At 72.7% G+C, this 25,728-nt stretch carries 17 protein-coding genes; 12 read left to right on the forward strand and 5 right to left on the reverse strand.

What is annotated here, in order from left to right; all coding sequences use genetic code 11:
* Positions 1-313: 313 nt before the first annotated feature.
* The 5 genes from ACZ3IJ_RS26300 to ACZ3IJ_RS26320 are packed head-to-tail and all read left to right on the forward strand — an operon-like array spanning position 314 to position 9,542.
* A complete protein-coding gene (locus ACZ3IJ_RS26300; RefSeq protein WP_467472057.1) occupies positions 314-3,487 on the forward strand; it encodes a non-ribosomal peptide synthetase in 3,174 nt (1,057 codons plus the stop codon).
* Complete coding sequence (locus ACZ3IJ_RS26305; RefSeq protein WP_467472059.1) at positions 3,480-4,943, forward strand: serine hydroxymethyltransferase; 1,464 nt, start codon at positions 3,480-3,482, stop codon at positions 4,941-4,943. Before ACZ3IJ_RS26300 ends, ACZ3IJ_RS26305 begins: the two co-directional genes overlap by 8 nt.
* Positions 4,940-7,414 (forward strand): non-ribosomal peptide synthetase, encoded by a 2,475-nt coding sequence (locus tag ACZ3IJ_RS26310; protein WP_467472060.1) that lies wholly within the window; start codon positions 4,940-4,942, stop codon positions 7,412-7,414. The genes ACZ3IJ_RS26305 and ACZ3IJ_RS26310 overlap by 4 nt, the downstream gene beginning before the upstream one ends.
* Positions 7,411-8,226 carry a thioesterase domain-containing protein gene (locus ACZ3IJ_RS26315; protein ID WP_467472062.1) on the forward strand — a complete coding sequence of 272 codons (816 nt, stop codon included), beginning with the start codon at positions 7,411-7,413 and terminating at the stop codon, positions 8,224-8,226. Before ACZ3IJ_RS26310 ends, ACZ3IJ_RS26315 begins: the two co-directional genes overlap by 4 nt.
* Entirely contained in the window at positions 8,223-9,542 is a 1,320-nt protein-coding gene (locus tag ACZ3IJ_RS26320) for an MFS transporter (RefSeq protein ID WP_467472063.1), read from the forward strand. The genes ACZ3IJ_RS26315 and ACZ3IJ_RS26320 overlap by 4 nt, the downstream gene beginning before the upstream one ends.
* Here the strand turns inward: ACZ3IJ_RS26320 and ACZ3IJ_RS26325 are convergent.
* The 3 genes from ACZ3IJ_RS26325 to ACZ3IJ_RS26335 form a co-directional block, all read right to left on the reverse strand.
* Positions 9,529-11,499 (reverse strand): AfsR/SARP family transcriptional regulator, encoded by a 1,971-nt coding sequence (locus tag ACZ3IJ_RS26325; protein ID WP_467472064.1) that lies wholly within the window; start codon positions 11,497-11,499, stop codon positions 9,529-9,531. The genes ACZ3IJ_RS26320 and ACZ3IJ_RS26325 overlap by 14 nt on opposite strands.
* Before the next feature lie 476 nt (positions 11,500-11,975).
* Entirely contained in the window at positions 11,976-12,701 is a 726-nt protein-coding gene (locus ACZ3IJ_RS26330) for a LuxR C-terminal-related transcriptional regulator (protein WP_467472066.1), read from the reverse strand.
* Entirely contained in the window at positions 12,685-13,503 is an 819-nt protein-coding gene (locus ACZ3IJ_RS26335) for a sensor histidine kinase (RefSeq protein ID WP_467472067.1), read from the reverse strand. Before ACZ3IJ_RS26335 ends, ACZ3IJ_RS26330 begins: the two co-directional genes overlap by 17 nt.
* Before the next feature lie 905 nt (positions 13,504-14,408).
* Here ACZ3IJ_RS26335 and ACZ3IJ_RS26340 point away from each other — a divergent pair.
* From ACZ3IJ_RS26340 to ACZ3IJ_RS26350, 3 genes are all read left to right on the forward strand, one after another.
* The gene (locus ACZ3IJ_RS26340) at positions 14,409-15,143 is read left to right on the forward strand and encodes a MerR family transcriptional regulator (protein ID WP_467472069.1); all 735 of its coding nucleotides are present in this window, start codon (positions 14,409-14,411) and stop codon (positions 15,141-15,143) included.
* Positions 15,144-15,222: 79 nt separating this feature from the next.
* Positions 15,223-16,800 carry a M28 family peptidase gene (locus ACZ3IJ_RS26345; protein ID WP_467472070.1) on the forward strand — a complete coding sequence of 526 codons (1,578 nt, stop codon included), beginning with the start codon at positions 15,223-15,225 and terminating at the stop codon, positions 16,798-16,800.
* A 188-nt stretch (positions 16,801-16,988) separates the two neighbouring features.
* Positions 16,989-18,188 (forward strand): cysteine desulfurase-like protein, encoded by a 1,200-nt coding sequence (locus tag ACZ3IJ_RS26350; RefSeq protein WP_467472072.1) that lies wholly within the window; start codon positions 16,989-16,991, stop codon positions 18,186-18,188.
* A 203-nt stretch (positions 18,189-18,391) separates the two neighbouring features.
* Here ACZ3IJ_RS26350 and ACZ3IJ_RS26355 read toward each other — a convergent pair whose 3' ends face one another.
* Positions 18,392-19,318 (reverse strand): MurR/RpiR family transcriptional regulator, encoded by a 927-nt coding sequence (locus ACZ3IJ_RS26355; protein ID WP_467472074.1) that lies wholly within the window; start codon positions 19,316-19,318, stop codon positions 18,392-18,394.
* A gap of 175 nt (positions 19,319-19,493) precedes the next feature.
* Between ACZ3IJ_RS26355 and ACZ3IJ_RS26360 the strand changes: the two genes are divergently transcribed.
* Both ACZ3IJ_RS26360 and ACZ3IJ_RS26365 read left to right on the forward strand, forming a co-directional pair.
* Positions 19,494-20,270 carry a hypothetical protein gene (locus tag ACZ3IJ_RS26360; RefSeq protein WP_467472075.1) on the forward strand — a complete coding sequence of 259 codons (777 nt, stop codon included), beginning with the start codon at positions 19,494-19,496 and terminating at the stop codon, positions 20,268-20,270.
* A 54-nt stretch (positions 20,271-20,324) separates the two neighbouring features.
* Complete coding sequence (locus ACZ3IJ_RS26365; RefSeq protein ID WP_467472077.1) at positions 20,325-21,143, forward strand: SDR family NAD(P)-dependent oxidoreductase; 819 nt, start codon at positions 20,325-20,327, stop codon at positions 21,141-21,143.
* Between the two features lie 33 nt (positions 21,144-21,176).
* On the opposite strand, the gene ACZ3IJ_RS26370 is transcribed toward ACZ3IJ_RS26365, so the two are convergent.
* A complete protein-coding gene (locus ACZ3IJ_RS26370; RefSeq protein ID WP_467472079.1) occupies positions 21,177-21,719 on the reverse strand; it encodes a heme-binding beta-barrel domain-containing protein in 543 nt (180 codons plus the stop codon).
* A gap of 198 nt (positions 21,720-21,917) precedes the next feature.
* Between ACZ3IJ_RS26370 and ACZ3IJ_RS26375 the strand changes: the two genes are divergently transcribed.
* Together ACZ3IJ_RS26375 and ACZ3IJ_RS26380 are read left to right on the forward strand one after the other, a co-directional pair.
* Positions 21,918-24,077, forward strand: a complete 2,160-nt coding sequence (locus ACZ3IJ_RS26375; RefSeq protein WP_467472080.1) for a DUF4139 domain-containing protein — start codon at positions 21,918-21,920, stop codon at positions 24,075-24,077.
* 6 nt (positions 24,078-24,083) lie between these two features.
* Positions 24,084-25,709, forward strand: a complete 1,626-nt coding sequence (locus ACZ3IJ_RS26380; protein ID WP_467472082.1) for a mucoidy inhibitor MuiA family protein — start codon at positions 24,084-24,086, stop codon at positions 25,707-25,709.
* Positions 25,710-25,728 lie beyond the last annotated feature (19 nt).

The following is a 25,728-nucleotide window of genomic DNA, read 5'->3' on the forward strand; positions in this document are numbered from 1 at the left end:
CTCCTGCGACAGCAGCACCACCCGCCGAACCGCTGAACCACCGAACCGCTGGAACGCCCCACCGCCGAACCGCCGGGGCGCCCTCCCGGCCGACGCCGGAGGGCCGCCCCGATGCGGGCCGCCTGCCTACGGCCGCCGCACCCGGCCCACCAGGCTCCGGCCCCCGCTCCCTCTCCCGTACCGCCACCGCCCTACCCCGTCATGCCCCGACCTGCCCTGCCCGCTTCCCGCCGCACCGGGGCGCGAGGGTCCGGGTCGCTTCCCCGCGCCCGCTGGGCGACCACCGTGAACAGCCGAACGGAGTTCTGTGACGATGAGCATGCACACCGCCGAGTCGCGCATCCAACTGTCCTTCGGACAGGAGCAGTTGTGGTTCCTCGACCAGATGAGCCCCGGTGAGACCACCTACAACGTCCCCCTCGCCTACCGGCTGCGCGGTGCACTCGACACGGCCGCCCTGGAGGGCGCGCTCAACGTGCTGGTGAAGCGCCACGAGCAGTTGCGGGTGACCTTCCACGCGGCCGACGGCGTCCCCTACCAGGTCGTCTCACCGGCCGAGGACCGGCCGCTGCCGCTCCGGGACCTTTCCGGGCTCGCTCCCGACGAGGCCGAGAACGAGCTGCGCGAGGCGCTGCAGACCGAGGCGGACACGCCGTTCGACCTGGCCGCCGGCCCGATCTCCCGGTTCCAGCTCTTCCGGCTGGCCGACGACCACCACGTGCTCAGCCTGAGCTTCCACCACATCGTCACCGACGGCTGGTCCGGCGGTGTCGTCAGCCGTGAGATCTCCCAGGCGTACGGAGAGCTCGCCGCGGGCCGGACGCCCGCGCTGCCGGAGCTGTCCATCGGCTACGCCGACCACATCCAGCGCCAGCGCAAGCAGCGTGCCGACGGGGTGTGGGAGGAGGAACTGAAGTTCTGGGAGGAGCGGCTGGCCGGTCTGGAGGCGCTCGAGCTGCCCGCCGACCGGCTGCGGCCGGCCGAGCCCACGCAGAACGGCGAGACGTTCGTGGTCGACTTCCCGGCCGAACTGCTGACGAAGGCGCGGGCCCTCGCGCACGAGCAGGGCGCCTCCCTCTACATGGTGGTCGCCGCGGCGCTGAACGTCGTACTGAGCCGCTACAGCGGGCAGGACGACATCGCGCTCGGCGTGCCGATGCTGGGCCGTACCGACCCCGAACTCGAGGACGTCGTCGGTCTGTTCATCAACATGACGGTGCTTCGCTGTGACCTGTCGGGCGAGGTCACCTTCGCCGAGCTCCTGGAGCGCATCGCCGACGCGAACCTCGACATGTACGACAACCAGGACGTGCCGTTCGACCACGTCGTGGACCGTGTGCAGACGACGCGCGACGCGGGGCGCAACCCCCTGTTCCAGATCGCCTGCCAGCTGCTCGGCGAGGCGGCGACGGGCGACTCGCTGGAGCTGGCCGGGCTGACCTCCGAGTCGATCACGCTCGCCACCTCCCGGTCGCGGTTCGACCTCTCCTTCAGCTTCGTGGAGGGCGCCGAACGGCTGCGCCTGATCGTCGAGTTCGCGACCGACCTGTACGACCGCTGGCGCGTCGAGGCCATGATCGGGCACTTCCGGAACGTGCTCGACGCGGCGTCGGACGCCCCGGAGACCCCGGTCGCGGCGCTGCCGCTGCTCTCCGAGTCGGAGCGCGCCGAGCTCCTGGAGGTGGGCCGCGGCGCCGACTTCGACTACCCGACCGAGCCGGTGCACGCGACGATCGCCCGGATCGCCCGGGAGAACCCCGAGCTGGTCGCGGCGGTCTGCCGCGGCAAGGAGATGACGTACGGCGAGCTGATGCGCAGGGCCGGCAAGCTCGCCCGGTACATCCGCTCCCGCGGCGTGCGCCAGGAGGAGGTCGTCGCCATCGCGATGGACCGTGACCTGGACGCGCTGGTGGCGATCCTCGGCGTCATGGTGTCCGGCGCCGCGTACACGATCATCGACCCCTCGCACCCCAACGCCCGCCTGGACCACATGCTGCGGGACACCAAGAGCCCGCTGGTCATCACGCGGGCCGGCTCGGTGGGCGACCTGCCGGAGTCGTGCGGCTGGGCGAGCGTCAACATCGACACCGACTGGGAGACCATCGAGGCGCAGCCGGACGACGAGCCGCTGGAGGAGTGGGCCGAGCCGGACTCCCTGATCTACGTCCTCTACACCTCGGGGTCCACCGGGCGCCCGAAGGGCGTGATGATCGAGCAGCGTGGCCTGCGCATGTTCATCGAGGCGTACCGGCGCAGCTTCGGCGAGTGGACCACCGAGGACCGGCTGCTCCAGCTGCCCGCGCTGACCTTCGACATGTCCCAGGGCGAGATCTTCGCCGGTCTGATCAGCGGTTCGGCCCTGGTGCTCGTGGCGCCGGAGGACGCCTCGTCCCCGGAGTCCCTCGGCTCTCTCATCCGGGACCAGCGGGTGACGTACGCCGGTCTGTCGCCCGCGATCCTGTCGGTGGTGGACGCGGGGCCGTACCCGGACCTGAAGTACATCATGGGCGGTGCGGAGGCGCTGCCGGCCGAGCTGGTCAACAAGTGGAACCTGCCGGGGCGCAAGTTCGTGAACCTCTACGGCCCCACCGAGGCGTCGGTGGCGACCACCGAGTACCTCTGCGAGCACAAGGAGTGGCTGTCCTCGCCGCCCATCGGCCGGCCCGAGTTCGGCCGGCTGCACTACGTGGTGGACAAGGAGTTCAACCTGGTGCCGGTCGGTGTCCCCGGTGAGCTGCTGATCGGCGGCGACGAGGGTCTGGCCCGCGGGTACCTCAACCTGCCGGAGATGACGGAGGAGAAGTTCGTCCCGGATCCGTTCCTGGGCGAGGGCCGGGTCTACCGCACGGGCGACCTGGTGCGCTGGACGCGCGATCTGCAGATCGACTTCATCGGGCGGCTCGACAACCAGGTCAAGCTGCGTGGTCTGCGGATCGAGCTCGGCGAGATCGAGTCCGGTCTGCTGACCCACCCGAAGGTGCGGATGGCGCTGGTCCTGCTGCGTGAGGACTTCGGGGAGAAGCAGCTCGTCGCGTACTACACGGTCCTCGGCGACACCCCGCCGACGGTGGCGGAGCTCCGCGAGCACCTGGGCAGCACGATGCCGGAGTACATGGTGCCGACGGGCTGGGTGGAACTGACGGAGTTCCCGCTGACTCCGGCCCGCAAGATCGACCGGTCCAAGCTTCCCGCCCCGGCGTCGGGTTCGGGTGACGGGACGGCCAGTTTCGTCGCCCCGGTGACGGCGACCGAGGAGAAGGTGGCCGAGGTCTTCGGTGCCGTACTGTCCGTGACACAGGTCAGCGCGGACGGCAACTTCTTCGAGCTGGGGGGCAATTCGCTGCAGGCGATGCGGGTGGTGAGCCGGCTCAACAAGCACTTCGGCGTCAAGGTCAACGTCCGCTCCCTGTACGGCGGCGCCACCGTCGCCTCCGTCGCCACCGCCATCGACACGCTGGTGGAGTCCAAGGCGGGCGCGCGTGCTTGAGGTCCCACGGGTGGCCATCCCGTCCGCGCAGGCGCACGCCTCCCAGAACGGCTCCGGCTCCGGCTCCGCCCATGACTCCGCGCAGGCCCTGCTGCTGCGCCAGGGTGTGGCGCTGCTGAACCGGACCGACCCCGAACTGGCCCTGCTCCTCGATCGCGAGGTGGAGGAGCAGGCCATGACCCTCGCCATGGTGGCGTCCGCCAGCGTCGCGAACCCGGCCGTCCTGGCCACGGGCGGGGCCGCTCTGTCGAACGTGACGGCCGAGGGCTATCCGGGGGCCCGCTACCACCCCGGCGCCGGGCGGTTCGACGCCGCCGAGCGACTGGCCGTCGAGCGCGCCAAGCACGCCTTCGGCGCGCGGTACGCCAACGTGCAGCCGCACTCCTGCTCCTCGGCGAACCAGGCCGTACTGGCGGCGCTGCTGCCCCCGGGCGGGGTCCTGCTCGCCCTCGACCTGGACTCCGGCGGCCATCTGACCCACGGGTCGGCCGCCTCGGTCACGGGGCACCACTACCGGGCCGTCCACTACGGACTCGACGACCAGGGGCTCATCGACTACGACCAGGTGGCCGAACTGGCCCTGGCCCACCGCCCCAAGGTGCTCATCGCGGGAGCCAGCGCCTATCCGCGGACGCTGGACTTCGCCCGGTTCCGTGCCATCGCCGACTCGGTGGGGGCCTACCTGGTGGCCGACATCTCGCACATCGCCGGCCTGGTGGCCGCCGGGGAGCACCCCAGCCCCGTCGACCTGGCGCACGTCACCACCACCAGCACGTACAAGCAGCTGGGCGGGCCGCGCGGAGGGCTGATCCTCATGGGCGAGGAGCACCGGGCGCCCGGCCCCGACTCCCGCCGGACCCCGCTCGACCGGCTGATGCAGCGCGCGGTCTTCCCGCAGTCCCAGGGGACGCCGAGCCCCGCGTCGGTCGCCGCCAAGGCACACGCGCTCAAGCTGGTGGCGGAGCCGGAGTTCCGGGCGACCATGCGGCTGGTACGCGACGACGCCGCGGCGCTCTCCGACGCCCTGGCCGAGTACGGCTACCGGGTCCTGACCGGCGGCACCGAGAACCACATGGTGCTCCTGGACATGTTCGACCGCGGCATCACCGGTGTCGTCGCCGAACGTGCCCTGGAGGCGTGCGGAATCCTCACCAACCGCAACCGCATCCCCAAGGACACCAAGGCCCCGCTCGTCGCCAGCGGTCTGCGTCTGGGCACGAACGTGCTGGCGCAACGCGGCATGGGCCCCGCCGAGATGCGGGTCTGCGCGGCTCTGCTGCACGAGGTGCTCATGGCCACCACGGTGCTCGGCGACACCGAGTTCCGTACCGACCCCGGGGTCCGCGACCGTGTGGTGGCCGAGGTGGCCACCCTGTGCCGCGCCCACCCCCTGCCCTTCGGCGCCGGCCTCGGCCCCGCCGAGGGCTCCGACCGCGAGGCAGGAGAGAGGCCTTGAGCCGGAACACCACTTCCGCGTCGCCTCCCGCGCAGGCGACGGCCTCACAGGGACCCGCCCCGGAGCCCGCTCCGGCACCCGTACCGGCGCCGCCCGCCCTGCTGCCGGCGGACCGCCCGCGACTGCCCGGAGCCGCTCCGGACCGCAGCGACTCCGTCCGGCTTGCGCTGGGCCCGTCGGCACGGACCGCCCCGGAGAAGATGCTGCTGGCCGGCTTCACCGCGCTGCTCCACCGCTGGACCGGTCAGGCCGCGTTCGGCTTCCTCGTCACGACCCCCGCTTCGGGGACGGTCCGGCTCGGCCGGACCGTCCCCGGGGCGGCGGCCCTCACCGGGCTGGCCCTCGGCACAGACGACGGGCGGGAGTCCGTCGAGGGGTCAGGCCCGCAGGACGAGTTCGAGCTGGTGCTGCACGCGCCGGGCAAGGAGGAGGACGACGGACTGCCGGGCGCGGAGCTGCGGTACGCCCCCGAACTCTTCGACCGCGACACCGTCGTCCGCTTCCTCGTCTCCTACCGCACGCTCCTGGAGGACGGGCTGACCGACCCGGAGCGTCCGGTGGCGGAGCTGCGGCTGCTCCCGGAGGACGAACTCCGCCGCATGCTCGTCGAGTGGAACGACACCGCGGCCGACCTCCCGCACGGCGTGTGCCTGCACTCCGCCTTCGAGGCCCGCGCCGCCGAGGCCCCCGACGCCCCCGCTCTGCTGGGCAGCGGCGGGACCCGGACGTACCGCGAGGTCAACGAGGCGGCGAACCGGCTCGCCCACCACCTCAGGGCCCTGGGTGTCGGCCCGGACCGGCGCGTGGGCATATGCCTGGACCGGAGCGCCGAGCTTCTGGTCGCCGTGCTCGGCGTGCTCAAGGCGGGCGGCGCCTATGTGCCGCTCGACCCCGACTACCCGCGCGAGCGCCTCGCCACCATGGTCGCGGGGACGTCCTGCGCGGTCGTGGTCAGCAGGACCGGGCCGGCCGGGAGCCTGCCGCTGCCGGACATCGACCCGGCCACTCCCGTGGTGCTCCTGGACCGGGACGAGGCGGTCCTCGCCGCGCTCCCCGCGCACGACCCCGAGGGCGGGGCGACGCCCGAGGATCTCGCGTACATCATCCACACCTCGGGCTCCACCGGCGCTCCCAAGCCGATCTCCCTGCGCCATCGCGGGGTCATGAACAACATCGCGGACCTCAACACCCGCTTCGGCGTGGGTCCCGGTGACCGGGTCCTCGCCCTGTCGTCGCCCAGCTTCGACATGTCGGTGTACGAGTTCCTGGGGCTGACGGCCGCGGGCGGCACGGTGATCCTTCCGGAGCCGGAGCGCGCCAAGGACCCGGAGCACTGGGCCGACCTGCTGGCCGAGCACCGGGTCACCGTGTGGAACTCCGCCCCGGCCCTCCTCGACATGGTCGTCGACCATCTCGAGACCACCGGCGCCCGGCCGCTGGACGATCTGCGGCTCGCCCTGCTCGGCGGCGACTGGATCCCCGTGTCGCTGCCCGACCGGGCTCGCGCGAAGGCGCCCGCCCTGCGCTTCGTCGCCCTCGGCGGGGCCACCGAGTCGTCCATCCACTCGACGATCTACGAGGTGGTGAAGACCGACCCGCGCTGGACGAGCATCCCGTACGGCCGTCCCATGGCCAACCAGCGCACGTACATCCTCGACGAGAACCGCAGGCCCGTGCCCCCCGGTGTCCCGGGTGAACTCCATCTCGCGGGGATCGGACTGGCCCGGGACTATCTCGGCCGGCCGGAGCAGACCGCGGAGCGGTTCTTCGACTGGTCCTGCGGCCCGGTGTCGGGCGAGCGGCTCTACCGGACGGGCGACATCGCCCGGCACGGGCCCGACGGCCTGATCGAACTGCTCGGCAGGGCGGACTTCCAGGTCAAGCTGCGCGGTCTGCGGATCGAACTCGGCGAGATCGAGTCCGTGCTGCGTGCCCACGACACCGTGCGGGAGGCGGTCGTCACCGCGCACCCCGACGGGTCGGGCGACCGGCGGCTGGTCGCCTACGTCGTCGCAGAGGCGGGCCGGACCGTGGAGGCGCGGGCGGTCGCCGAGCACGCCGCCCTCTCGCTGCCCGGCTTCATGGTGCCGGGCACCCTGCTGGTCCTGGACGAGCTGCCCCTGACGCCCAACGGGAAGGTCGACCGCAAGGCCCTTCCGGCGCCGCCCGACGACCTGGGCGAGCCCGAGGAGAACTACGCGCCCCCGGCCACGGAGACCGAGAGGACGGTGGCCGAGATCTTCGCGGCCGTGCTCGGCGTCGCACGGCTCGGGGCGGACAGCGGCTTCTTCGCGGTCGGCGGCAACTCCCTCCAGGCCATGCGCGCCGTCACCCGGCTCAACAAGCACTTCGGTATCAGGGTGAACGTCCGTCTGCTGTACGGCGGGAGCACCGTCCGAAGCATCGCGCTCGTCATCGACGAGCGGCTCGCGCATCCCGCACCGACCCCGAACGGAGCGTCCACACCGTGATCGAACCGTCCGTCGGCAGTCTCGTCGCCCTCCGGGCGGAGGGCGACCGGCTCCCGCTCCACTGTGTCCATCCGGTCTCCGGCTCGCCCTTCTGCTACTCGGCGATGGCGCACCGGCTCCGGGACGGACAGCCGGTGTTCGGCTTCGAGGCGCCGGGGTTCGACGGTGCCTCCGAACCCCTCACCTCCATCCGGGCCCTGGCCGAGCTGCACACGGCCTCGCTCCGCGCGGCCCGCCCGCACGGTCCGTACCAGCTGCTGGGCTGGTCGCTGGGCGGCGTCGTCGCCTACGAGATGGCGCGGATGCTCGCCGCCGAGGGGGAGGAGGTACCGCTGCTCGTCATCGTCGACGCGGCGCTGCCCGGGACGCAGTCGGTGCCGCCCGACGACGAGCTGGCCCGCTACTTCCTGTACGACTTCCTCGGCGTGACCCGTGACCGGGCCCCGGGCGTCGACAAGGCGCTGGCCGGTGTGCGTCCGGGGGCGGAGCCGGCCGAGGTCTTCGAGGCGGCCGAGCTCCACGGGGCCGTACCGGAGGAGTTCGACGCGGAGTTCCTGATGGAGCGCTACGCCCTGTTCCGTACGCATGTCGTGGCCATGCGCGAGCACCGTCTCGACGCGGTCCACGACGGTCCGGCGATCCTGATCAAGGCCGAGGACTCGGTGGAGCGGCTGCTCGACTGGAGTCCGTACGTGAGCCGGCTCACCGTGCGCACGGCACCGGGCGACCACCACTCGGTGTGGCAGGGCCCGGGGCTCTCGGCCATCAGCGCGATCGTCGACCAGGCTCTGGGGGAGGCGGATCCGGCATGACGGAGCACGGCACACCCACCGCCGCGGCCCCCGCGGCCGAGGCGGAGGGCCCCCCTCGGTCGCTCTGGCGCGACAGGGACTTCATGGTGTTCTGGACGGGCGAGGCGCTCTCCCTCTACGGCACCCAGATCACCCAGCTCGCACTTCCGCTGACCGCGGTCCTGGTCTTCGGGGTGGGTGCAGGGGAGCTGGGCATGCTGCGGTTCGCCCAGCTCGTCCCCTTCCTCGGCCTCGCGCTGCTGTTCGGCGTCTGGGTCGACCGGATGCGCAAGCGCCCGGTCATGCTGGGCGCCAACGTGGTCAGGATGGTGCTGATCGGCCTGGTGCCGGTCCTGTACGAGTTCGACCTGCTGACGCTGCCGACGCTGTACGCCCTGGCGCTCGGCATCGGGGTCGCGACGGTGCTCTTCGACGTCAGCTGGATGTCGTACGTCCCCGTCCTGGTGAAGGACCGGCGCAGTCTGCTGGAGGCCAACACCAAGCTGAACGCCACCCTCTCGTCGGCGGACATCGCCGGACCGGGACTCGCCGGCACGCTGGTGAGCGCGTTCTCGGCGCCCTTCGCCATGACCGCCAACGCGTTCTCGTACGCCCTGTCGGTGCTGTCGCTGATCCTCATCAGGAAGCCCGAGCCGGCGCCCGAGCCGCCCGCGGAGAAGCGCCGGCTGCGCGCCGAACTCGCCGAGGGCCTGCGGTGGGTGTTCGGCAACCGGTGGCTGCGGGCGATGGGTCTGGTCGGCTGCTCCTGCAACTTCCTGCTCACCATGGTGCAGACGCTGTTCCTGCTGTACGCGGTGCGCGACAAGGAGCTGTCCGCGGCCGCGGTCGGTTTCGTCATGGGCGCGGCGGCCGTGGGCGGACTCCTGGGCGCGCTGGTGTCGGGCATGGTGGTGCGCCGGCTGTCGGTCGGCACGGCCTACCGGGTGTCGGTGTCGATCATCTTCCTCGGTCCGCTGCTCGTCCCGGCGGCGGGCGGTCCGCGCTGGCTCCTCGTGGGCCTGTTCGTGGCCTCCTTCTTCCTGGAGTACTTCGGCGCGAGCGTCTCGAACGTCCTCATCGTGAGTCTGCGTCAGACCATCACGCCGCAGCACCTGATGGGACGGATGACGGCCGCGATGCGCATGCTGCTGTACGGCGGCGGTGCGCTGGGCGGCCCCGTCGGCGGTCTGCTCGCGGCGATGGCGGGGCTGCACGGTGCCCTGTGGATCGGCGGCCTGCTCTCCGCCGCGATGCTGATCCCGATCTTCCTCTCCCCGGTCGGCAGGCTGCGCACCATGCCGACCGGGCCCGAGGACGCCACCCTCACCTCGCGGTGAGGTCCGCCGGCCGCGTGACGTCGTCGCACCGGCGGTACGCGGCCCTGCGGAGCACCGCGGCGCGGCGCAGCACCACCGCGTAGCTCTCTCCCCGTTCCTTCTCCGCCGGCCGGTCGTCCAGGACGACCGGCCGCGCCTGCGCCAGGCGCGCGAGGGCGGCCCGCCGGTTCAGCATCGGCTCGCTCTGCGCGCACTCCGCCGCGTAGATGCCCACGAGGTCGTGCAGGCGGTAGCGGTGGCCGTGGTCCTCCAGGAGATGGTGGGCGACGAGCGTGTCGAGCAGCGTCCGGGCGGTGTCGCGGTCCGTGTCGGCGAGCGCCGCCGCGACCGTGCCGGTGATCGGGCCGTCCTTGGCCAGGCCCAGGAAGCGGAACATCCGCGCCGCATCGGGGGGCAGTGCCTGGTACGAGGTCTCGAACGCGTCGCGGACGCTGGCCAGGGCGTCGTCCGCCACCGTGAGGCGGTCGAGCCGGCCGCTCTCCACGGTGTACTGCCCCACCAGCGTCGCCAGCGGGACGTCGGGGTTGGCCGCGATCCCCTCGGCGGTGATGCGCAGGGCGAGCGGCAGTCCGCCGCAGAGCGCCGCCAGTCGGCGTGCGGTCCGGGGCTCTCCGGCGAGCCGGCCTCCGGACAGGGCGGTGAGCAGGTGCGCCGCCTCGTCGACGGCGAGCGGGCGGACGGTGTGCGTGCGTGCCCCGTCGCGGGCGGCGAGTCCGCCGAACCGCTGGCGGCTGGTGGCGACGACGCAGGACGCGCCGCGCGGGATGAGCGGGCGGAGCTGGTCCACGCTCAGGGCGTCGTCGAGTACGACCAGCATCCGTCTGCCGTACAGCAGGCTGCGGTAGAGCGTGGCCCGGCCGGCGAGGTCGCGCGGGATGCGGGTGCTGTCGGCGCCGAGGCTGGTGAGCAGTTGGAGCAGCGCGTCCGAGGCGGTGAGCGGTCTGCCGCGCAGGCCGTTGCCGCAGAGGTCGACGTAGAGCTGGCCGTCGGGGAAGCGGTCCGAGAGCCGGTGGGCGAGTTCCAGGACGAGGGCCGACTTCCCGACACCCGCGGGGCCGTCGACGACGATCACCGGAGTGCTCGGCAGGGTCCCGCGGCTCGTGGCCTCGTCGTCGAGGAGACCCTCCAGCTGCTTCAGCTCGGTGTCACGTCCGGTGAATCCCCGGGCCACCGGCGGGAGCTGCGCGGGTAAGGGGTACCCGGCGCCGAGCCCGTCCCGGGGCCGGGGGGCGAAGCCGCCGCCGGGGAGCCGTAACTCCCGCTGCCCCGCGAGGATCCGCCGGTGGAGGTCCTGCAGTTCGGTCCCCGGCTCGATGCCCAGCTCCGCGCGCAGCAGCTGCCGGGTCTCCGTGTACACCGCGAGGGCGTGTGCCTGGCGGCCCGCGTGGTAGAGCGCCAGCATCAGCAGCCAGCGGAGCTTCTCCCGCAGCGGCTCCTCGGCCGCGGCGCGGGAGAGGGCGTCGACCACCTCGGCGTGCTCGCCGGCCTCGACCATGACCGCCGCCCACTCCTCGACGGCGGTGAGGCGCAGGTCCCGCAGACGGACGCCCTCCATCGCGGCGAAGGGACCGGGCACTCCGGAGTACGCCTCGCCCCGCCAGAGGGCCAGCGCGTCCTCGTACAGCCGTAACGTCGTCTCGGCGCTGCCGCCCTCGCGTGATCTGCGGGCGTGGCCGTGGCGTTCGACGAAGAGCGTGGCGTCGACGTCCGAGGGCTCGAGCCGGAGGCAGTAGCCTCCGGGTTCCGATGAGAGCACCGTGCTGGCCGCTCTGTTGCCGCGTCCCGGCTCCAGCGCCCGGCGCAGCCGGGCCACATAGGTGTGGACGCCGTTGGCCGCGGTCTGCGGGGTGTCGCTGCCCCAGAGGGCGTTGGTGATGGTGTCCCCGCTCACCACCTCGCCCGCCCGGCTGGCCAGCAGGCTCAGGACCGCGCGCTGTTTGGGCGAGCCCAGCGCCACTTCCTCACCGTGCCGCCAGGCACGGATCGGCCCTAAGAGCTGTATGCGAAGAGGTGCCCCCGTGCAGGTCATGTCCCGTTCACCCCTCAGGGTCGCGTGCTGTTCATGTCGGTTCCCGGTGGTGGCCGTTCGGGCCCCGGGGCTGCGCGAAGGCGGCGAGTTGCGCCGCGTATCGCGTTGTTCATGAAGAGCCGGTGTCTCCGCGGGAGGCGGCCGGCGCTGGCAGGTGACCTGCCCGGTCGCTCAGGACGCGCGCGGCGGCCACGAGCGCGGGCCGCACAGGCCCTTGCTGTGGCCATGACACGCGCCGGACTCCGCATCCGCGCCGCGTGCCGGCAGGTGAGTCTCGCGAGGCGTCACTCGAGGCATGGGCCGAATCTAAACCGGACACCGGTGCGACACCAGGCCTTCAGGGAGCATCGGGCATGCTCCGAAAGGAGTAGGCCGATCGCCCTGGTACGAGCCGGTCCTCGCGGTCACATGACCCGGCGGCACACCAGCTCCGGTACCGACAGGGCCCGTGCGCCCTTCCCGGCGGGGTCGATGAGGCGCGCCTCCACCGCCTTGTTCACGGCACCGATGCGCGACGCCACCCCGAGCTTCTCGAAGATGTTCCGAAGGTGCCGCTTCACGGTGGCCTCGGTGATGCCCAGCCTGGTCGCGATCTGCCGGTTGCTCAGCGCGCCGGCGACCTGGGTGAGCACCTCCCGTTCGCGGGGCGAGAGGGAGTTCCCGGCGCCGCGTATGGCGGTCTCCGGAGTGGCCCTGCCGGGCAGGGCGATCATGACCTGCGGGTCACGCGCCATGGCCCCGCGGATGGCACAGAGCAGCGAGTCGCGCGGCGAGCTCTTGTGCAGATAGCCGTGGGCCCCGCGGGCGAGCAGCTCGTGCACGAGCGGGCCGTGGTCGTGCATGGACAGCATCAGCACCCGCAGGCGCGGAAAGCGCACGGTCAACTCGCTGACCACGCTGGGGGCGTGGTGGTGGGGCATCTCCACGTCGAGCAGCACCACGTGCGCTCCGGTGCTGGCCACCAGGTCACCGAGGCCCACGGACGTGTCCGCCTCGGCGACGACGCGCAGGTCGTGCTCCGCGTCGAGGAGCTGGCAGAGGGCGTCGCGGAGCAGGGAGTGGTCGTCGACCGCGATGATGCGGATCGGCTCCCCGGGCCACGGCGGCCTGGTCTCATCGGGCGTCCGCATGCCACTCCTCGCCCGCCGGCACCGTGAAGGCGAGGGTCGTGCCCGCGCCGGGAGCGCTGTCGATCTCCATCCGGCCGCCCAGCAGCCGGATCCGTTCGGCCACGGACGCGAGGCCGTTGCCGAACGCCCACTCCCGGGGAAGACCGACTCCGTCGTCGCTCACCCGGGCGTCCAGCCCCTGGACGTCCCACCGCACGTCGACGGTCACCCGGGAGGCGCGGGCGTGCGCCAGGGCGTTGCGCAGGCACTCGCGCAGGACGAGGAAGAGCTCCTCGCCGAGGGCGCCGGGCAGCGGATCGTCGAAGTCGTCGATCCGGATCTCCACCACGGGCCGCTCGACGGCCATGGCGGTGACGAAGGCTGCCAGGGCCCCGTGGAGGGAGCCGGCGGAGTGTGCGCCGGTCCGCAGCTCGGTCACCACGTCCCGCGTGCTGTGCATCGTCTCCAGAATGGCCTGCTTCAGGCTGTCGAGGCGAGGGTCGGTCGCCGAGGAGACGTTCTGGGTGAGTTCGTAGAGCTCCAGTTGACGAAGGGCCAGGCTGGCCGCGCTGCCGATCCGGTCGTGGATCTCCCTCGCCATCGCGTCGCGGCTCTGCCGGGCGGACTCCCGTACGAGGTCGAGGAGATGGAGGTCGGGACCGTCCGTCTCGCTCTCGAGGGATCGGGTGACCGCCGCCTGCAGCGTCGCCAGGACCCTCGTGGCGTTCAGGTCGCCGGCGGGCCGGCGCGTGAGCGAACGCTCCAGGAACTCGGCGACGACCTGCACGAGTACGGACCCCGCACGCAGGGCGTGGACCGGCACCGCCCCCCGCTCGCTCCACGCTCCCCCCGGGCGGCGTGGCGTCGGACGCGGCTCGGGTCCGCCGTCGCGGGACGCCGTGGCGCCGCTCCCGAGGACGGAGCCGCATTCCGAGAGGATTCCATGAACCCGCGCACATACGGAATCCCAGACTTCCACATTCGTGCCGATCGGATTCCGCTGCTCGACGAGCCTGCTCCGATAGGCTTCGAGCAACTCGGGCTCCCGGGCGACTAATTCCGCGACCAGTCCCCCGTCTTCGTCACAAGGACCTTGGCGCGACTTTCCCTGCGCCGACGCGTCGGACACGTCTCCCCCTCCCCCATACCCTTCCCCCTCCTCCGGCCCCTCGTCGCGCAGTCGGTACAAAACGGAGAGAAAGGCCGGAGATCGCCATGATCATGCCGTACCGACAAAAGGACGTCAAGTGCCGCGCCCGCGGAATCCAGACCTCCCCACGGTTTTGCTCCGCCACGCAAATCCGACGAATGAACTCGGACGGCGACGAACGCCCGGCATATCCACTTCCCAGGAGTACCGGCGGGCGCCGAACATGAACCGAGTGGCGGACGAACGCGCGCCGAACACACCGTCGCGCGCTGGGGCGCCGACGGAGAATCCTCCCGCCCCACACCCTCCCGCCAGGCGCGTCAACAGCCTTTTCAAGCCGAACCGCGGCCGCCCGGGCGAATCGGACGACCGTCCCGGCCACCCCCACCCGGAAGGCCCCGCCACGACACGCATCTCTCACGGGACAGCGAAACTCCCCTTTGAGCCAATTACCCGGCCGCGACCATCACCATGCTTGTGCCCCTGCATTCGTGCCGCATAAGGTCACCGCGACCCGGAATTCCCAGTCCGGCCGCGAAGCACATCGTCCCCAGTATCCGACCGAATCCCGGTGGAATATGTCGCCGCTCTCCGCACTGAGCCGCAGGACCAACGTCCCGGTTCGCACACTGCGTTCCTATCAGGACCTCGATCTCCTTCCCATACTTGCCGAATACGATGAATCACATGTACGCAGGGTTGCACTGGTAAAGGCGCTGCTGAACATCGGCGGACTTCCGCACGCCGAGGTACGCCGACTCGTCAGGCACGTCGAGGACGAACGACCACCGGCGAGCGAATTGCTCCGCATCACGCAGTACGCCTTACCCAGCCCCGGCTCCGCCTCGCACGACGAGGAGTGGGAACGGGCTCGGGCCAGGGTGTCCGACCTGGTCCGGGGCTGGGGCTGGCAGGTGAGCCCGGACAACCCCGCCTGGCAGACGCTCTGCCAGGTGACCGTCGCCTGCGCATCGCTCGGTCACCATGAAATTCCACGGTTGTTCCACGCCTATGCCGAACACCTGGAGCGGATCGCACGGCTCGAGGTGCAAATTCTCGGCGAACAGGCCCACCCGGAAAGCGCCGCGACAAGTCTGGTGGCGGTGACCGCACTCGGCGACATCGCGGTGTCCGCGTTGCGCCGGCTCGCCCACGAGCATTTCCTGGCGTCGGCAGATACCGGAACGGAACACTCCTCCGCCCGCGAGGCCGTCCCCGGCAGCCGGGCGGACTCCCCTCCGGCCGGCGCGACGCCGGACGTGCACCCACCTCTCCTCCACGAGATCGCCACAACTGTGCATGAAATAAAGTGAGTTCTGGCACATGTGTTCACAGAACGCCCCAGAGATCGCTAGCTTCCCCTCAACATCGTTCGCACCGGGAAGGACCTCTGTGAACGCATCACCTCGCAGAGCCGCGGCCACCCTGACCGCAGCTGCTCTCGCGACCCCGCTCCTGCTGGGCTCCGCCTCGCCCGCCTCCTCCCGACAGGACAGGCCGGCCAAGGACGCCGCCGCGCTCTCGAAGGCGCTCGTCCGCGAGGCATCCGCCGAGGACGCCTACAAGCACCTGCAGAAGTTCCAGGCGATAGCCGACTCGGCCGGCGGCCACCGCGTCGCCGGCTCGCTCGGGCACGACGCCTCGGCGGCCTACGTCTACCAGCAGTTAAAGAAGGCCGGGTACAACGTCTCGTACCAGAAGTTCTCCTTCGTCTACACGCAGACGCTGGCCGAAAAGCTCTCCACCGTCACGCCCTCCCCGCGCGACATCGAGATCAAGGCCCTCACGTACACCAGGTCGACACCGGTCGGCGGGGTCGAGGCCGAACTGGCGGCCGTTCCGGTCGACGCGGACGGCACCACGGGCTGCGAGCCCGGTGACTACGCCCCGGGCACCTTCACCGGCAAGATCGCGCTGATCAAGCGCGGCGGCTGCGCCTTCGCCGTCAAGCAGGAGCAGGCCGCCGCCGCGGGCGCGATCGGCGCCCTCATCTACAACAACATCGACGCCGGCTACGGCCCGCTCTCGGGGACGCTCGGCGACCCCTCGGCCGCGAGAATACCCACCGGCGGTCTCAGCAAGGCGGACGGCGAGAAGCTGACCGCGGACCTGGCAGGCGGCCCGGTGAAGCTCTCCCTCGAGATCCGCCAGCTCCAGGAGAATCGTTCCACCAACAACGTCATCGCCGAGACCAAGGGCGGCAACGCGGCCGACACGGTGATGCTCGGCGCCTCCCTGGACTCGGTGGTCACGGGCCCCGGCATCAACGACAACGGCTCGGGCTCCGCCGGACTCCTCGACGTCGCGCTGAAGTTCGCCGCGAAGGAGAAGAGCCCGCGCAACAAGGTGCGCTTCGCCTGGTGGTCGGCCGCCGAGAGCGGCCTGGTCGGCTCCCACCACTACGTCGCGAACCTGACGCCGCTCGACAAGCGGGAGATCAAGCTCTACCTGAACTTCGAGCTCATCTCCTCCACCAACGGGGGCATGTTCGTCTACGACGGCGACAACTCGGACGGCGCCAACACGCAGGCCGCCCCGGCGGGCTCCGCCCGGCTCGAGCAGGACATCACCGCGTTCCTCGGCAAGCAGGGCCAGCCGTCTGCCGGGACGCCGTTCGTCTTCCGCTTCGACTACGGCCCGTTCCTCGACGCCGGCATCCCCTCGGGCGGCACGTTCTCCGGTGCCGAGGCGCTCAAGACGCAGGCCGAGGCCGAGAAGTTCGGCGGTACCGCAGGGGTCGCGTTCGACCCGAACTACCACGCGGCCGGCGACACCCTCCGGAACGTCGGCATGGCGGTCTTCGACCGCAACATCGACGTCATCGCCAACGCGGTGGGCACGTACGCGCACGACATCAGCGCGCTGAAGCAGCAACAGCCGCCCGCCGGCGCGCGGACGGCCGCGGCCGCGGGCCACGGCGGCTCCGGACCGCGCGGCGCCGGCGCCGGCGCCAACGGTGTGACCGAGTAGTACGGCGCAGACTCCAGGCCCCCGGTGCCGGCGTCCCGATCGACGGACCCGGCACCGGGCGGCGCCCCACCCCGAGGCGCCACGCACCAGGAGCCGTGCCCCACCGGGCACCCCGCTCCCAGGCACAGCCCACAGCACGGCCGCCCCACCTCGTCGTCCCACCCGTCGCCGGACAGAAAGCAGACGCCATGGCCTTCGACGTCACCGCCCTCCGCGCCCACTTCCCCTCCCTCGACCACGGCCTCGCCTTCTTCGACGGGCCGGGCGGTACGCAGACCCCCCGCCCCGTCGGCGAAGCCGTCGCGGCGACGCTCACCGGGCCCCTCTCCAACCGGGGAACGATCAGCCCTTCGGAGCTCAACGCCGAGCGGTCCGTGGCGGACTTCCGGGCCGCCTACGCCGACTTCCTGAACATGCCCGCGAACGGCATCGTCCACGGGCGCAGCGCCACCCAGCTCACCTACGACTTCTCCCGCACCCTGGCCAAGGGGTGGAAGGCGGGGGACGAGATCATCGTCAGCCGTCTGGACCACGACACCAACGTCCGCCCCTGGGTCCAGGCCGCCGCGCACGCCGGCGTGACGCTCCGGTGGATCGAGATCGACCCGGAGACCGCGGAGATCGACCTGGAGTCGTACGAGCGCGCCCTCTCCTCCCGGACACGGCTGGTCGCGGTGACCGCGGCCTCGAACGTCCTCGGCACCAAGCCGCCCATCCGCCGGATGGCGGACCTGGCCCATGCGGTCGGCGCCCTGCTGTACGTGGACGGGGTGCACTACGCGGCGCACCACCTCGTGGATGTACCCGCCCTGGGCGCGGACCTGTTCGTCTGCTCGTCGTACAAGTTCCTCGGGCCGCACTGCTCGGTGCTCGCCGCGGCGCCGGAGCTCCTCGACACCCTCCGCCCCGACAAGCTGCTGCCCTCCTCCGACGACGTGCCGGAGCGCTTCGAGTTCGGGACGCTCCCGTACGAGCTCCTGGCGGGCGCCCGCGCGGCGGTGGACTTCCTCGCCGAGGTGGACCCGGGCGAGGGGGTCACCCGAAGGGACCGGCTCACGCACTCCTGGAGCTCCCTGCACGCGCACGAGCTGGCGCTCCGTACGAGGCTCGAAGAGGGGCTCCGGGCGCTCGGTGACACCGTCACCCTGCATTCGAGGGCGCAGGACCGGACGCCGACGCTGCTGATGACGCTCGGAGGACGGAACGAGCGCGAGGCACAGATCCATCTGGCGGCCCGCGACGTCCTGGCCACGGCCGGCCAGTTCTACGCCTACGAGCCGTTCACCGCGCTGAAGCTGGAGGGTCCGGCGCTGCGGGCGGGTCTGGCGCCGTACAACACGGTCGAGGACGTGGACCGTCTGGTCGACGGTCTCGCTTCGTTCCTCTGACAGGACGAGTGTGCGGCGGCTCCGGCCCAGGGGTTGACCGGAGCCGCCGTGCCGTTCAAAAACAGGGGGTCTGAGGAGGAGGGGGCGACCCGCATGTTCTGTTCGGGCCCGTGGGGGCACCCACAGTAAATATATATACCGTCGAGTAGGCAAGGTGCATGAAAAATTACATGCGCCTTCAGGGCATGAAAATCAGCCCTCGGTCAGTCGTCGAGGAAGAAATCGTGCTGTTCCGCCGCCTGCTCGTACTTCTCCAGCCGGAGCTGCGTCCGCTCCGGATCCGCGTCCGCCATGGCCTGGAGCAGGGCCGCGGAGAGCACCCCCGGCGCCGCGTACGAGTCGAAGACCAGCCGGGACCCCGTACCGGCGGTGAAGACGACGTCGGCCTCGTCGACGAGGGGGCCGAGCGCCAGGTCCGTGATCAGCACGACGCGCAGCCCGGTGCGGCGGGCCGCCCGGACCACGGCCAGGGTCTCTTTGGCGTGCCGGGGCATCGCGAACGCCAGCACCCAGGTCCCGCCCGCCTCGCGCGCCTGGAGCAGACCGTCGTAGGCGACGCTGCCGCCCCGCGTCACCACCCGCACGTCGGGGTGGATGCGGCGTGCGGCGTACGCGAAGTACTCGGCGAGCGTGACCGAGATGCGCAGGCCGACGACGGTCAGGGGGACGGACCGGGCCAGCTCGCGGCCGATCTCCAGGATCTGGTCGGGGTCGGCGAGCACCCGCCGCAGGGCGGTCAGGTTCTCGATCTCGGCGTCGACCGCGGACTGGAGCTCGTTGCCGAGCCTCTCCTCCGCCTCCTCGGGCGCGCCGGCGATCGCGCTGAGCGCGATCGGCTGCAGGGCCTCGCGGAGCGCGGGATAGCCGCTGAACCCGAGTGACGTGGCGAAGCGGGTCACGGACGGCTGGCTGACACCGACGCGCTCGGCGAGCTCGGTGATCGACAGGAACGCGGCCTCGGTGAGGTGGTCGATGAGGAACTGGGCGATGCGCCGCTGCCCAGGGGACAGCCGATGGCCGCCGAACAGTGCCCGCACCCGCTCGGCGGGAGAGGCGACCTCCGCGTCCGACGAGCGTCTGCCCGGTGTGATCGCGGCTGCCTGTGCGCGCGCCTGTTGCCCAGATGGCACGGGGTGCCTCCTTCTCGTCCCACTGCTGCCCAAGATAGTTCACACGGGCCGGGCTTGACCGGCCCGGACGCGCGAGGGCATCAAGGGCGACTCCGGGGGAAGGCGCTCGCCTGCGCGCCCGCCGACCCCGGTGGGACGAGCGCCCCACCGGCGTCGTGAAGGGCAGGATTCCACCATGAGACTCACCCTCGACGACGGCTGGACCGCGACGGTGGCGGGCGACCCGCTGCGCGTCGCCCCGCGCTTCGACTTCGCCGACCAGCGGGTCCGCGTCGCGGCGTACGCGGACGTGGAGGAGCGCGAACGGTTCCTGGCCGACACCTTCGGCAGCGACCCGTGGCTCTGGGACACCCCCGACGAACTCCGGTTCGACGGGCGGAGCCGGGAACTGGTCGGCGCCGAGTTCCGGTTGCCCTCCTGGGTCGCCGACAACGAGGACTGCGCGCGCGTGCCTCGCACGCCGTCCGCCCGGCCAGGTGGCCTGGTCGCGGACGAGGCACGGGACTTCCGGCTCGAGGTGACCACGGAGCTCTGCCGCGCGCCCCGCGACACCGAGCTGACCTGTCTGCGCGACCTCGACGTCCTCGACCGGCCGCTGGAGGCCCGCGTCGGCATCGCCCGCGACGTGGCGCTGCTGGTCCAGGACGGCACCGTCGTCGGGTGGAGCCTGACCGACCCCGCGACCTATCTGACCACCGGATTCGCCGCCCCCGACCCGGCACCCGCGACGCGGGCGACCCGGCTCCTGTTCACCGCGTGCATGGACCTGGTCACGTCGCCGCTGCTCGACCGGGTGAAGGACCGGGACCCGGACGCCCTGACCGGACTGCGGACGCTCGACCACGCGCTGCGGGAGCAGAGCGAGGACCGCCACCGGGCCGACGCCCTGCACGCGCTCATCGCCGGCCTGGTCGAGGACCACGCCGACCGTCCCGGCGACCGGAAGCCGTGAAACGATCGTCACGACGGCGGCGGACGACGGCGGACGACGGAGGCTTGGACGACCATGGCTGATCAGCGGGTGTACCTCGTGACCGGCGGCGGGACGGGCATCGGCGCCGCGACCGCCCGCCTCCTGCGGGAGGCCGGCCATCACGTGGCGGTCTCCGGGCGCCGCCCCGAGCCGCTCCGGCTCGTCGCCGAGGAGTACGGGGCGCTTGCCCTCCCCTCGGACATCGGCGACCCCGAGGCCGTGCGCGCGCTCGTCGCGGCGACCGTCGAGGAGTACGGCCGGCTCGACGGGCTGGTCCTCAACGCCGGCATCGGGCGCGGCGGCGGTGTGGGCGAGGTGACGTTGGAGGACTGGGACGCGGTGATGCGGACCAACCTCACGGGCCCGTTCCATCTGCTGCGCGCCGCGCTCCCCCATCTCCTCGACGCCCGGGGCGCGGTGGTCGCGGTCGCCTCCGTCTCGGCCCTGCGCAACGGCATGGGCAACGCCGCGTACGCCACCTCCAAGGCGGCCCTGCTCCAGCTCTGCCGCTCGCTCGCGGTCGACTACGGGGCCTCGGGGCTGCGTGCCAACACCGTGTGCCCGAGCTGGGTGCGCACCGACATGGCGGACCGCCGGATGAGCCGGTTCGCCGACGAGGCGGGGCTCGGGACCGGAGGTGTCGACGCGGCGTACGAGGAGGTCACCCGCGTCCTGCCCGCCGGGCGGCCGGGCGAGCCGCGCGAGGTCGCCGAGGCCGTCGCCTGGCTGCTCTCGCCCGCCTCCTCCTTCGTGAACGGCGCGGTGCTCACCGTCGACGGCGGCGTGACCGCCGTCGACCCGGGCACGCTGGCCTTCGACTTCCGCATCGAGCCACGGGGGCCCCACTCCTGACCTCGCGTCAGAAGTGTGTTCCCTGACGCGAGGTCAGGAGTGGCGGCGCAGGCGGACCGACAGGTGGTGCTGCAGGGGCTGTCCGACCGCCGCCAGGTCGTGGACGAAGTCGAGCGTGTCCTCGTCCGCCAGGGTGTAGCGGCGGCGCGTCCCGGTCACCTCCTTGGCGGTGGGCGTCAGCGCCACCTCGTGGGCGGCGAGCTCGACCGTACCGGCGTCGGCCCGGCCGACGAGGATCTCCGCGATGCCCGTGGGCTGGGTGACCAACGCCTCGACACGTCCTTCGGGTTGGATCCGCCACCAGCCGCTCTCCCGGGCCGACGGCCGCAGCGGGGCGCCGTCCGCGTCGAGCAGCCAGGCACGTGCCTCGTAGTGGAGGAAGGGCCGCCCGTCGTGGCTGAAGGTGACCTCCTGCGCGTACGCGAACTCCTCGTCGAGCGTCGGATACCCGCCCCGGCCCTCGCCGGTCCAGGTGCCGAGCAGCCCGGTCACCGGCGCGAGCTGCGGGTGCGGTGCGGGCGCCTCCTCCGGCCGCAGGGCGTCGGGGAACGGGTACTTCCGGGCGGGGTGGGACATGATGCGCGCTCCTGGGTCGTCACGGGTGCCGACACCGATGCCGGTGCGGGACCCGGTGCCGGACGGCAGCTTAGGAGGCGGCGGCCGCTCCGCCGTCGGGGCGCGAGGTGCCGGACGGCGTCTTACCGCCTGGGCGGACGCGCGGGGCCGCCCGGGCGTAGGCTGCGACCGGCAGGAACGCGACGGGGGCGGGAGCAGATGGCGGCTGAGCGGGTACAGCGGTGGGAATCGACCCTCGACGCGGTCGTGGTGTACGCCCAGGGCGCGCTCTGCCGCCGCCTGGCCAGGGGCGGAGTGCCGGCCGACGGCCGGGTGCGGGTGACGGGACTGCCCCGCTCGCTCGACCCGGGCTCGCTGCGGGCCCGTGTCCTCGGCGGCTCCGGGGTGCGCGTGACGGAGGCCCGGGTGGAGGTCGAGGCCGAGCCGCTCGGCGCGGATGCCACGGGCGGCACGACCGACGGGCTGCGGCGCGAGGTGGAGCGGCTGAGCGACGCGTACGCGGCCGCCCGGGCCCGCCGCGACCGTCAACTGAGCCTGATCGAGGAGATCAAGGCCCTCCATCCGGTCCCGCCCGCCCGTAAGCGCGACGACCCGCACCGCCGTACTCCCGCCGACGCGTGGCTGGAGCTCGCCGACTTCGTCGACGACCGGCTGGCGGGGCTGCACGGCCGCCTCGTCGAGCTGGAGGAGGCGCTGCGCGACGTCGAGCACGAACTCGACATCGCGCACGACCGGCACGCCCGCGCCTCCACCGCCGCGTCGTCCGCGTACGTGGAGACGACCGTGTCCGCGGTCCTGACCCTCGACACCGCCGGCTCCGACGACACGGAGGCGGGCGCCTCGGCGGACGTGGAGGTGGAGCTGGAGTACGGGGTTCCGGGCGCCGTCTGGGTCCCGACGTACCGGCTCACGCACCGTCAGGGCGACGGTGGCGGGCGTCTGGTGCTGCGCGCCTCGGTCGCACAGCGGACCGGCGAGGACTGGACCGGCGTACGTGTCGCTCTCGCCACGGCCGATCTGCGCCGCCGCACCGACCTGCCGAAGCTGCGCTCCCTGCGCATCGGGCGCCGTCAGGCCGCCCCCGCGCCCTCCGGCTGGCGTGAGCCCCCGGCGGGGCTCGCCGACCTGTTCGCGGGGTATCAGTCGGCCGGCGCCCGCCCCGCGCCCCCCGGCGCCTTCGCGGTCGCCGCGGGCGGGGCCGGTGGTGCGGGCGCGGCCGGGACCGTCTCCGTTCCGCTGCCGCCTCCCCCGGCGCCCGCCCCGCAGGGCTACGGCGCACAGCCGCCCGGAGCGCTTCCGGCGCCAGGCGGCGCGTACGGCTCCTCCCCCGAGACCCTGAGTGCCGGGATGCCCGCGCCCGCTCAGCCGGGAGGGCCGCCGCCGGCCGCCCGGTCGCGTTCGGGCGGCGGGTTCGGCGGCGCCCCGGTGCCTCCCCCCATGGCAGCCGCAGCGCCCATGGCGCCCGCCGCACCCGGAGGGCCCCCGCCGCCACGGCCCGCCCCTCCGGCGCCGGTGGCAGGTCCGCCGCAGCCGAGCGGCGCCGAGCTCGACTACGCCGCCCTCGTCCTGAGCGGCCCGGACGAGCCGGGCAGTCGCAGGGGCCGGCTGTTCCCCGACTCCTCCTTCGACCCGCTGGCGGCCGAGTACCGTCGCCGGGCCGAGACGGTGGCGGCGCTGCCGCTGCCGGGGCACGCCGTTCGCCCCCGCGAGTCGGCGGGCTCCTTCGACCACCGTTTCGACGCCACCGCCCGCGCCGACATCCCCTCGGACGGCACCTGGCACACCGTCACCGTCGGCGAGATCCCGGTCGGTCTGCGGACCGAGTACCTCTGCGTGCCGTCCGTAGAACAGACGGTGTACGGGACGCTGGTGCTCTCCAACGCCACCGGCCAGGCCCTCCTGGCGGGGCCGGTGGAGGTGACCGTCGACGACGAGTTCCTGCTGACCGCCGCCCTGCCCACGCTCGCCCCCGGGGGTGTCCGCCGGGTGGGGCTCGGGCCTGCCGAGGGAATCCGGGTCACCCGCCGTACGAGCCTGCGGGAGTCGACCTCCGGCCTGCGCAACAACACCACGGTGCTGGCGCACCAGGTCCATGTGGAGCTGGCCAACCGGCTCGCGCGGCCCGTCACCGTCGAGATCCGCGAGCGGGTGCCGGTCACCTCGGAGACCGACGTACGGATCGAGGAACGGGCCGACTGGACTGCGCCCGGGGAGGACACCGGGCCGGACCGCCACGCACCGGGCACCCGCGTCTGGCGGGTCGACCTGTCGGCGGGCGCCACCGCCGCCCTCGACGGCGGCTACGAGATCCGCATCCCGGCCGGCAAGGCCCTGGCCGGCGGCAACCGCAGGAGCTGACGCATCATGTCCACGGTCCCGAAGCCGATCGCACCCGCGGCGAACGCCGTCCCCACGAGCGCCGTCCCTGCGACCGCCCTCGCCCCGATCGCTCTCCCCGTCACCGCCGTCACCTGCCTCGAAGACCGGGCCCACGTCGAGCGCACCGCCGTGCTCGACCTCGAGGCCGGAGTCCAGCGCCTGCGCCTCGGGCCGGTCAGCGCGCTCGCCGTGGACCGGACCCTCCACGCCGAGCTCACCGCCGACCACCCCACGAGTGTGCTCGACGTACGGATCGTCCGCAGCTGGACGCCCCGCGGGCCGCTGCCCTCGGCCGAGGACGACTCCGCCCTGCGCCACCGTGTCCACGCCCTCGAAGAGGAGCGGCTCACGCTCGGGCAGCGGCGCGAACGGCTGCACGCCCGCCTCGGCCTGCTCGGCCGGCTCGCCACCGATCTGCTCCGGGACATCGGTGAGGGCGCGGGCTCCGGGGAGACCGACCGGGACCGCTGGACCCGCGAACTGGACCGGGTGGACGCCGCACGCGACGCGCACGGCGAGGAACTCCGCGCCGTCGACGCCAGGCTGGCCGACCTCGCCGCCGAACTGGGCATCGCCCAGCGGGCCATGGACCTCTCCGAGGAGGAGCCCGCCGAGCTGGTCGGCCATGTCGAGCTGACCGTCGAGGCCGCGGCCGCGGGGCCTGCCGGGCTCCGGCTGAGCCACCTCACCCCGTGTGCGCTGTGGCGGCCCGCGTACCGTGCCGTGCTCGACGGGGACTCCCTGACTCTGGAGACCGACGCGATGGTCTGGCAGCGCACCGGCGAGGACTGGACGGACGTACGGCTGACCCTGTCGACAGCGCGTTCGGCACTGGCCACGGAGCCGCCGCGGCTCGGGGAGGACCGGCTCACGCTCACGGACCGCTCCGCGGCGGAGCGCCGTACGGTCGACGTGGAGCTGCGCGAGGAGGAGATCGGCGACCTCGGCCCGGCGGCCCCGGTGCTCGGTCTGCCGGGGGTCGACGACGGCGGCGAGGCGCGGGTCCTGCGCGCCCCCGCGCCGGTGTCGGTGCCCGGCGACGGCCGCGCCCACCGGGTGCCGCTCTCGGCCTTCACGACGGCCGCGCGCAAGGAGTACGCCTGCTCCCCCGAGCTGTCCCCGCTGGTCACGCAGGTGGTCCGGTGCGACAACCGCTCGGGCCACGTGCTGCTCGCCGGACCCGTCGACCTGGTCCGCGGCAGCGGGTTCAGCGGGCGCGGAACGCTGGACTTCACGGCGGTCGGCGCCCCGGTGGAGCTGACGTTCGGCTCCAGCGACGACTACCGGGTGGTCCGGCGGTCCGAGGAGTCCCGCGAGACCACCGGGATCTCCCAGCGGACCGTGGTCACCCGCACGGTGCGCCTGCATCTGTCCCGCTTCTCGGCACCCGGAGAGCAGGACGAGCGCGTGGTCGCCCTGCGTGAACGGCTTCCGGTCTCCGAGGTCTCGGCGGTGGAGGTACGTCTCCACAAGGACGCGTGCTCCCCGCCGCCCGACGCGGTCGACGCCGAGGGCATCGCCCGCTGGGACGTCGCGCTCCCGCCCGGCGGCCGCCGCACGATCACGCTGGTCTACGAACTCTCGGCGAGCGCGAAGGTCACGGGACTCTGACCGGGCGGCGCGGGACGTG

The organism is Streptomyces sp. NPDC013317 (genome assembly GCF_055563155.1).

Bases quoted from the DNA above. Each gene is read 5' to 3' on its own strand.
- ACZ3IJ_RS26300 (WP_467472057.1), top strand. From the start codon at position 314: ATGAGCATGCACACCGCCGAGTCGCGCATCCAACTGTCCTTCGGACAG.
- ACZ3IJ_RS26320 (WP_467472063.1), top strand. From the start codon at position 8,223: ATGACGGAGCACGGCACACCCACCGCCGCGGCCCCCGCGGCCGAGGCG.
- ACZ3IJ_RS26330 (WP_467472066.1), bottom strand. From the start codon at position 12,701: ATGCGGACGCCCGATGAGACCAGGCCGCCGTGGCCCGGGGAGCCGATC.
- ACZ3IJ_RS26340 (WP_467472069.1), top strand. From the start codon at position 14,409: ATGTCGCCGCTCTCCGCACTGAGCCGCAGGACCAACGTCCCGGTTCGC.
- ACZ3IJ_RS26350 (WP_467472072.1), top strand. From the start codon at position 16,989: ATGGCCTTCGACGTCACCGCCCTCCGCGCCCACTTCCCCTCCCTCGAC.
- ACZ3IJ_RS26360 (WP_467472075.1), top strand. From the start codon at position 19,494: ATGAGACTCACCCTCGACGACGGCTGGACCGCGACGGTGGCGGGCGAC.
- ACZ3IJ_RS26365 (WP_467472077.1), top strand. From the start codon at position 20,325: ATGGCTGATCAGCGGGTGTACCTCGTGACCGGCGGCGGGACGGGCATC.
- ACZ3IJ_RS26370 (WP_467472079.1), bottom strand. From the start codon at position 21,719: ATGTCCCACCCCGCCCGGAAGTACCCGTTCCCCGACGCCCTGCGGCCG.
- ACZ3IJ_RS26375 (WP_467472080.1), top strand. From the start codon at position 21,918: ATGGCGGCTGAGCGGGTACAGCGGTGGGAATCGACCCTCGACGCGGTC.
- ACZ3IJ_RS26380 (WP_467472082.1), top strand. From the start codon at position 24,084: ATGTCCACGGTCCCGAAGCCGATCGCACCCGCGGCGAACGCCGTCCCC.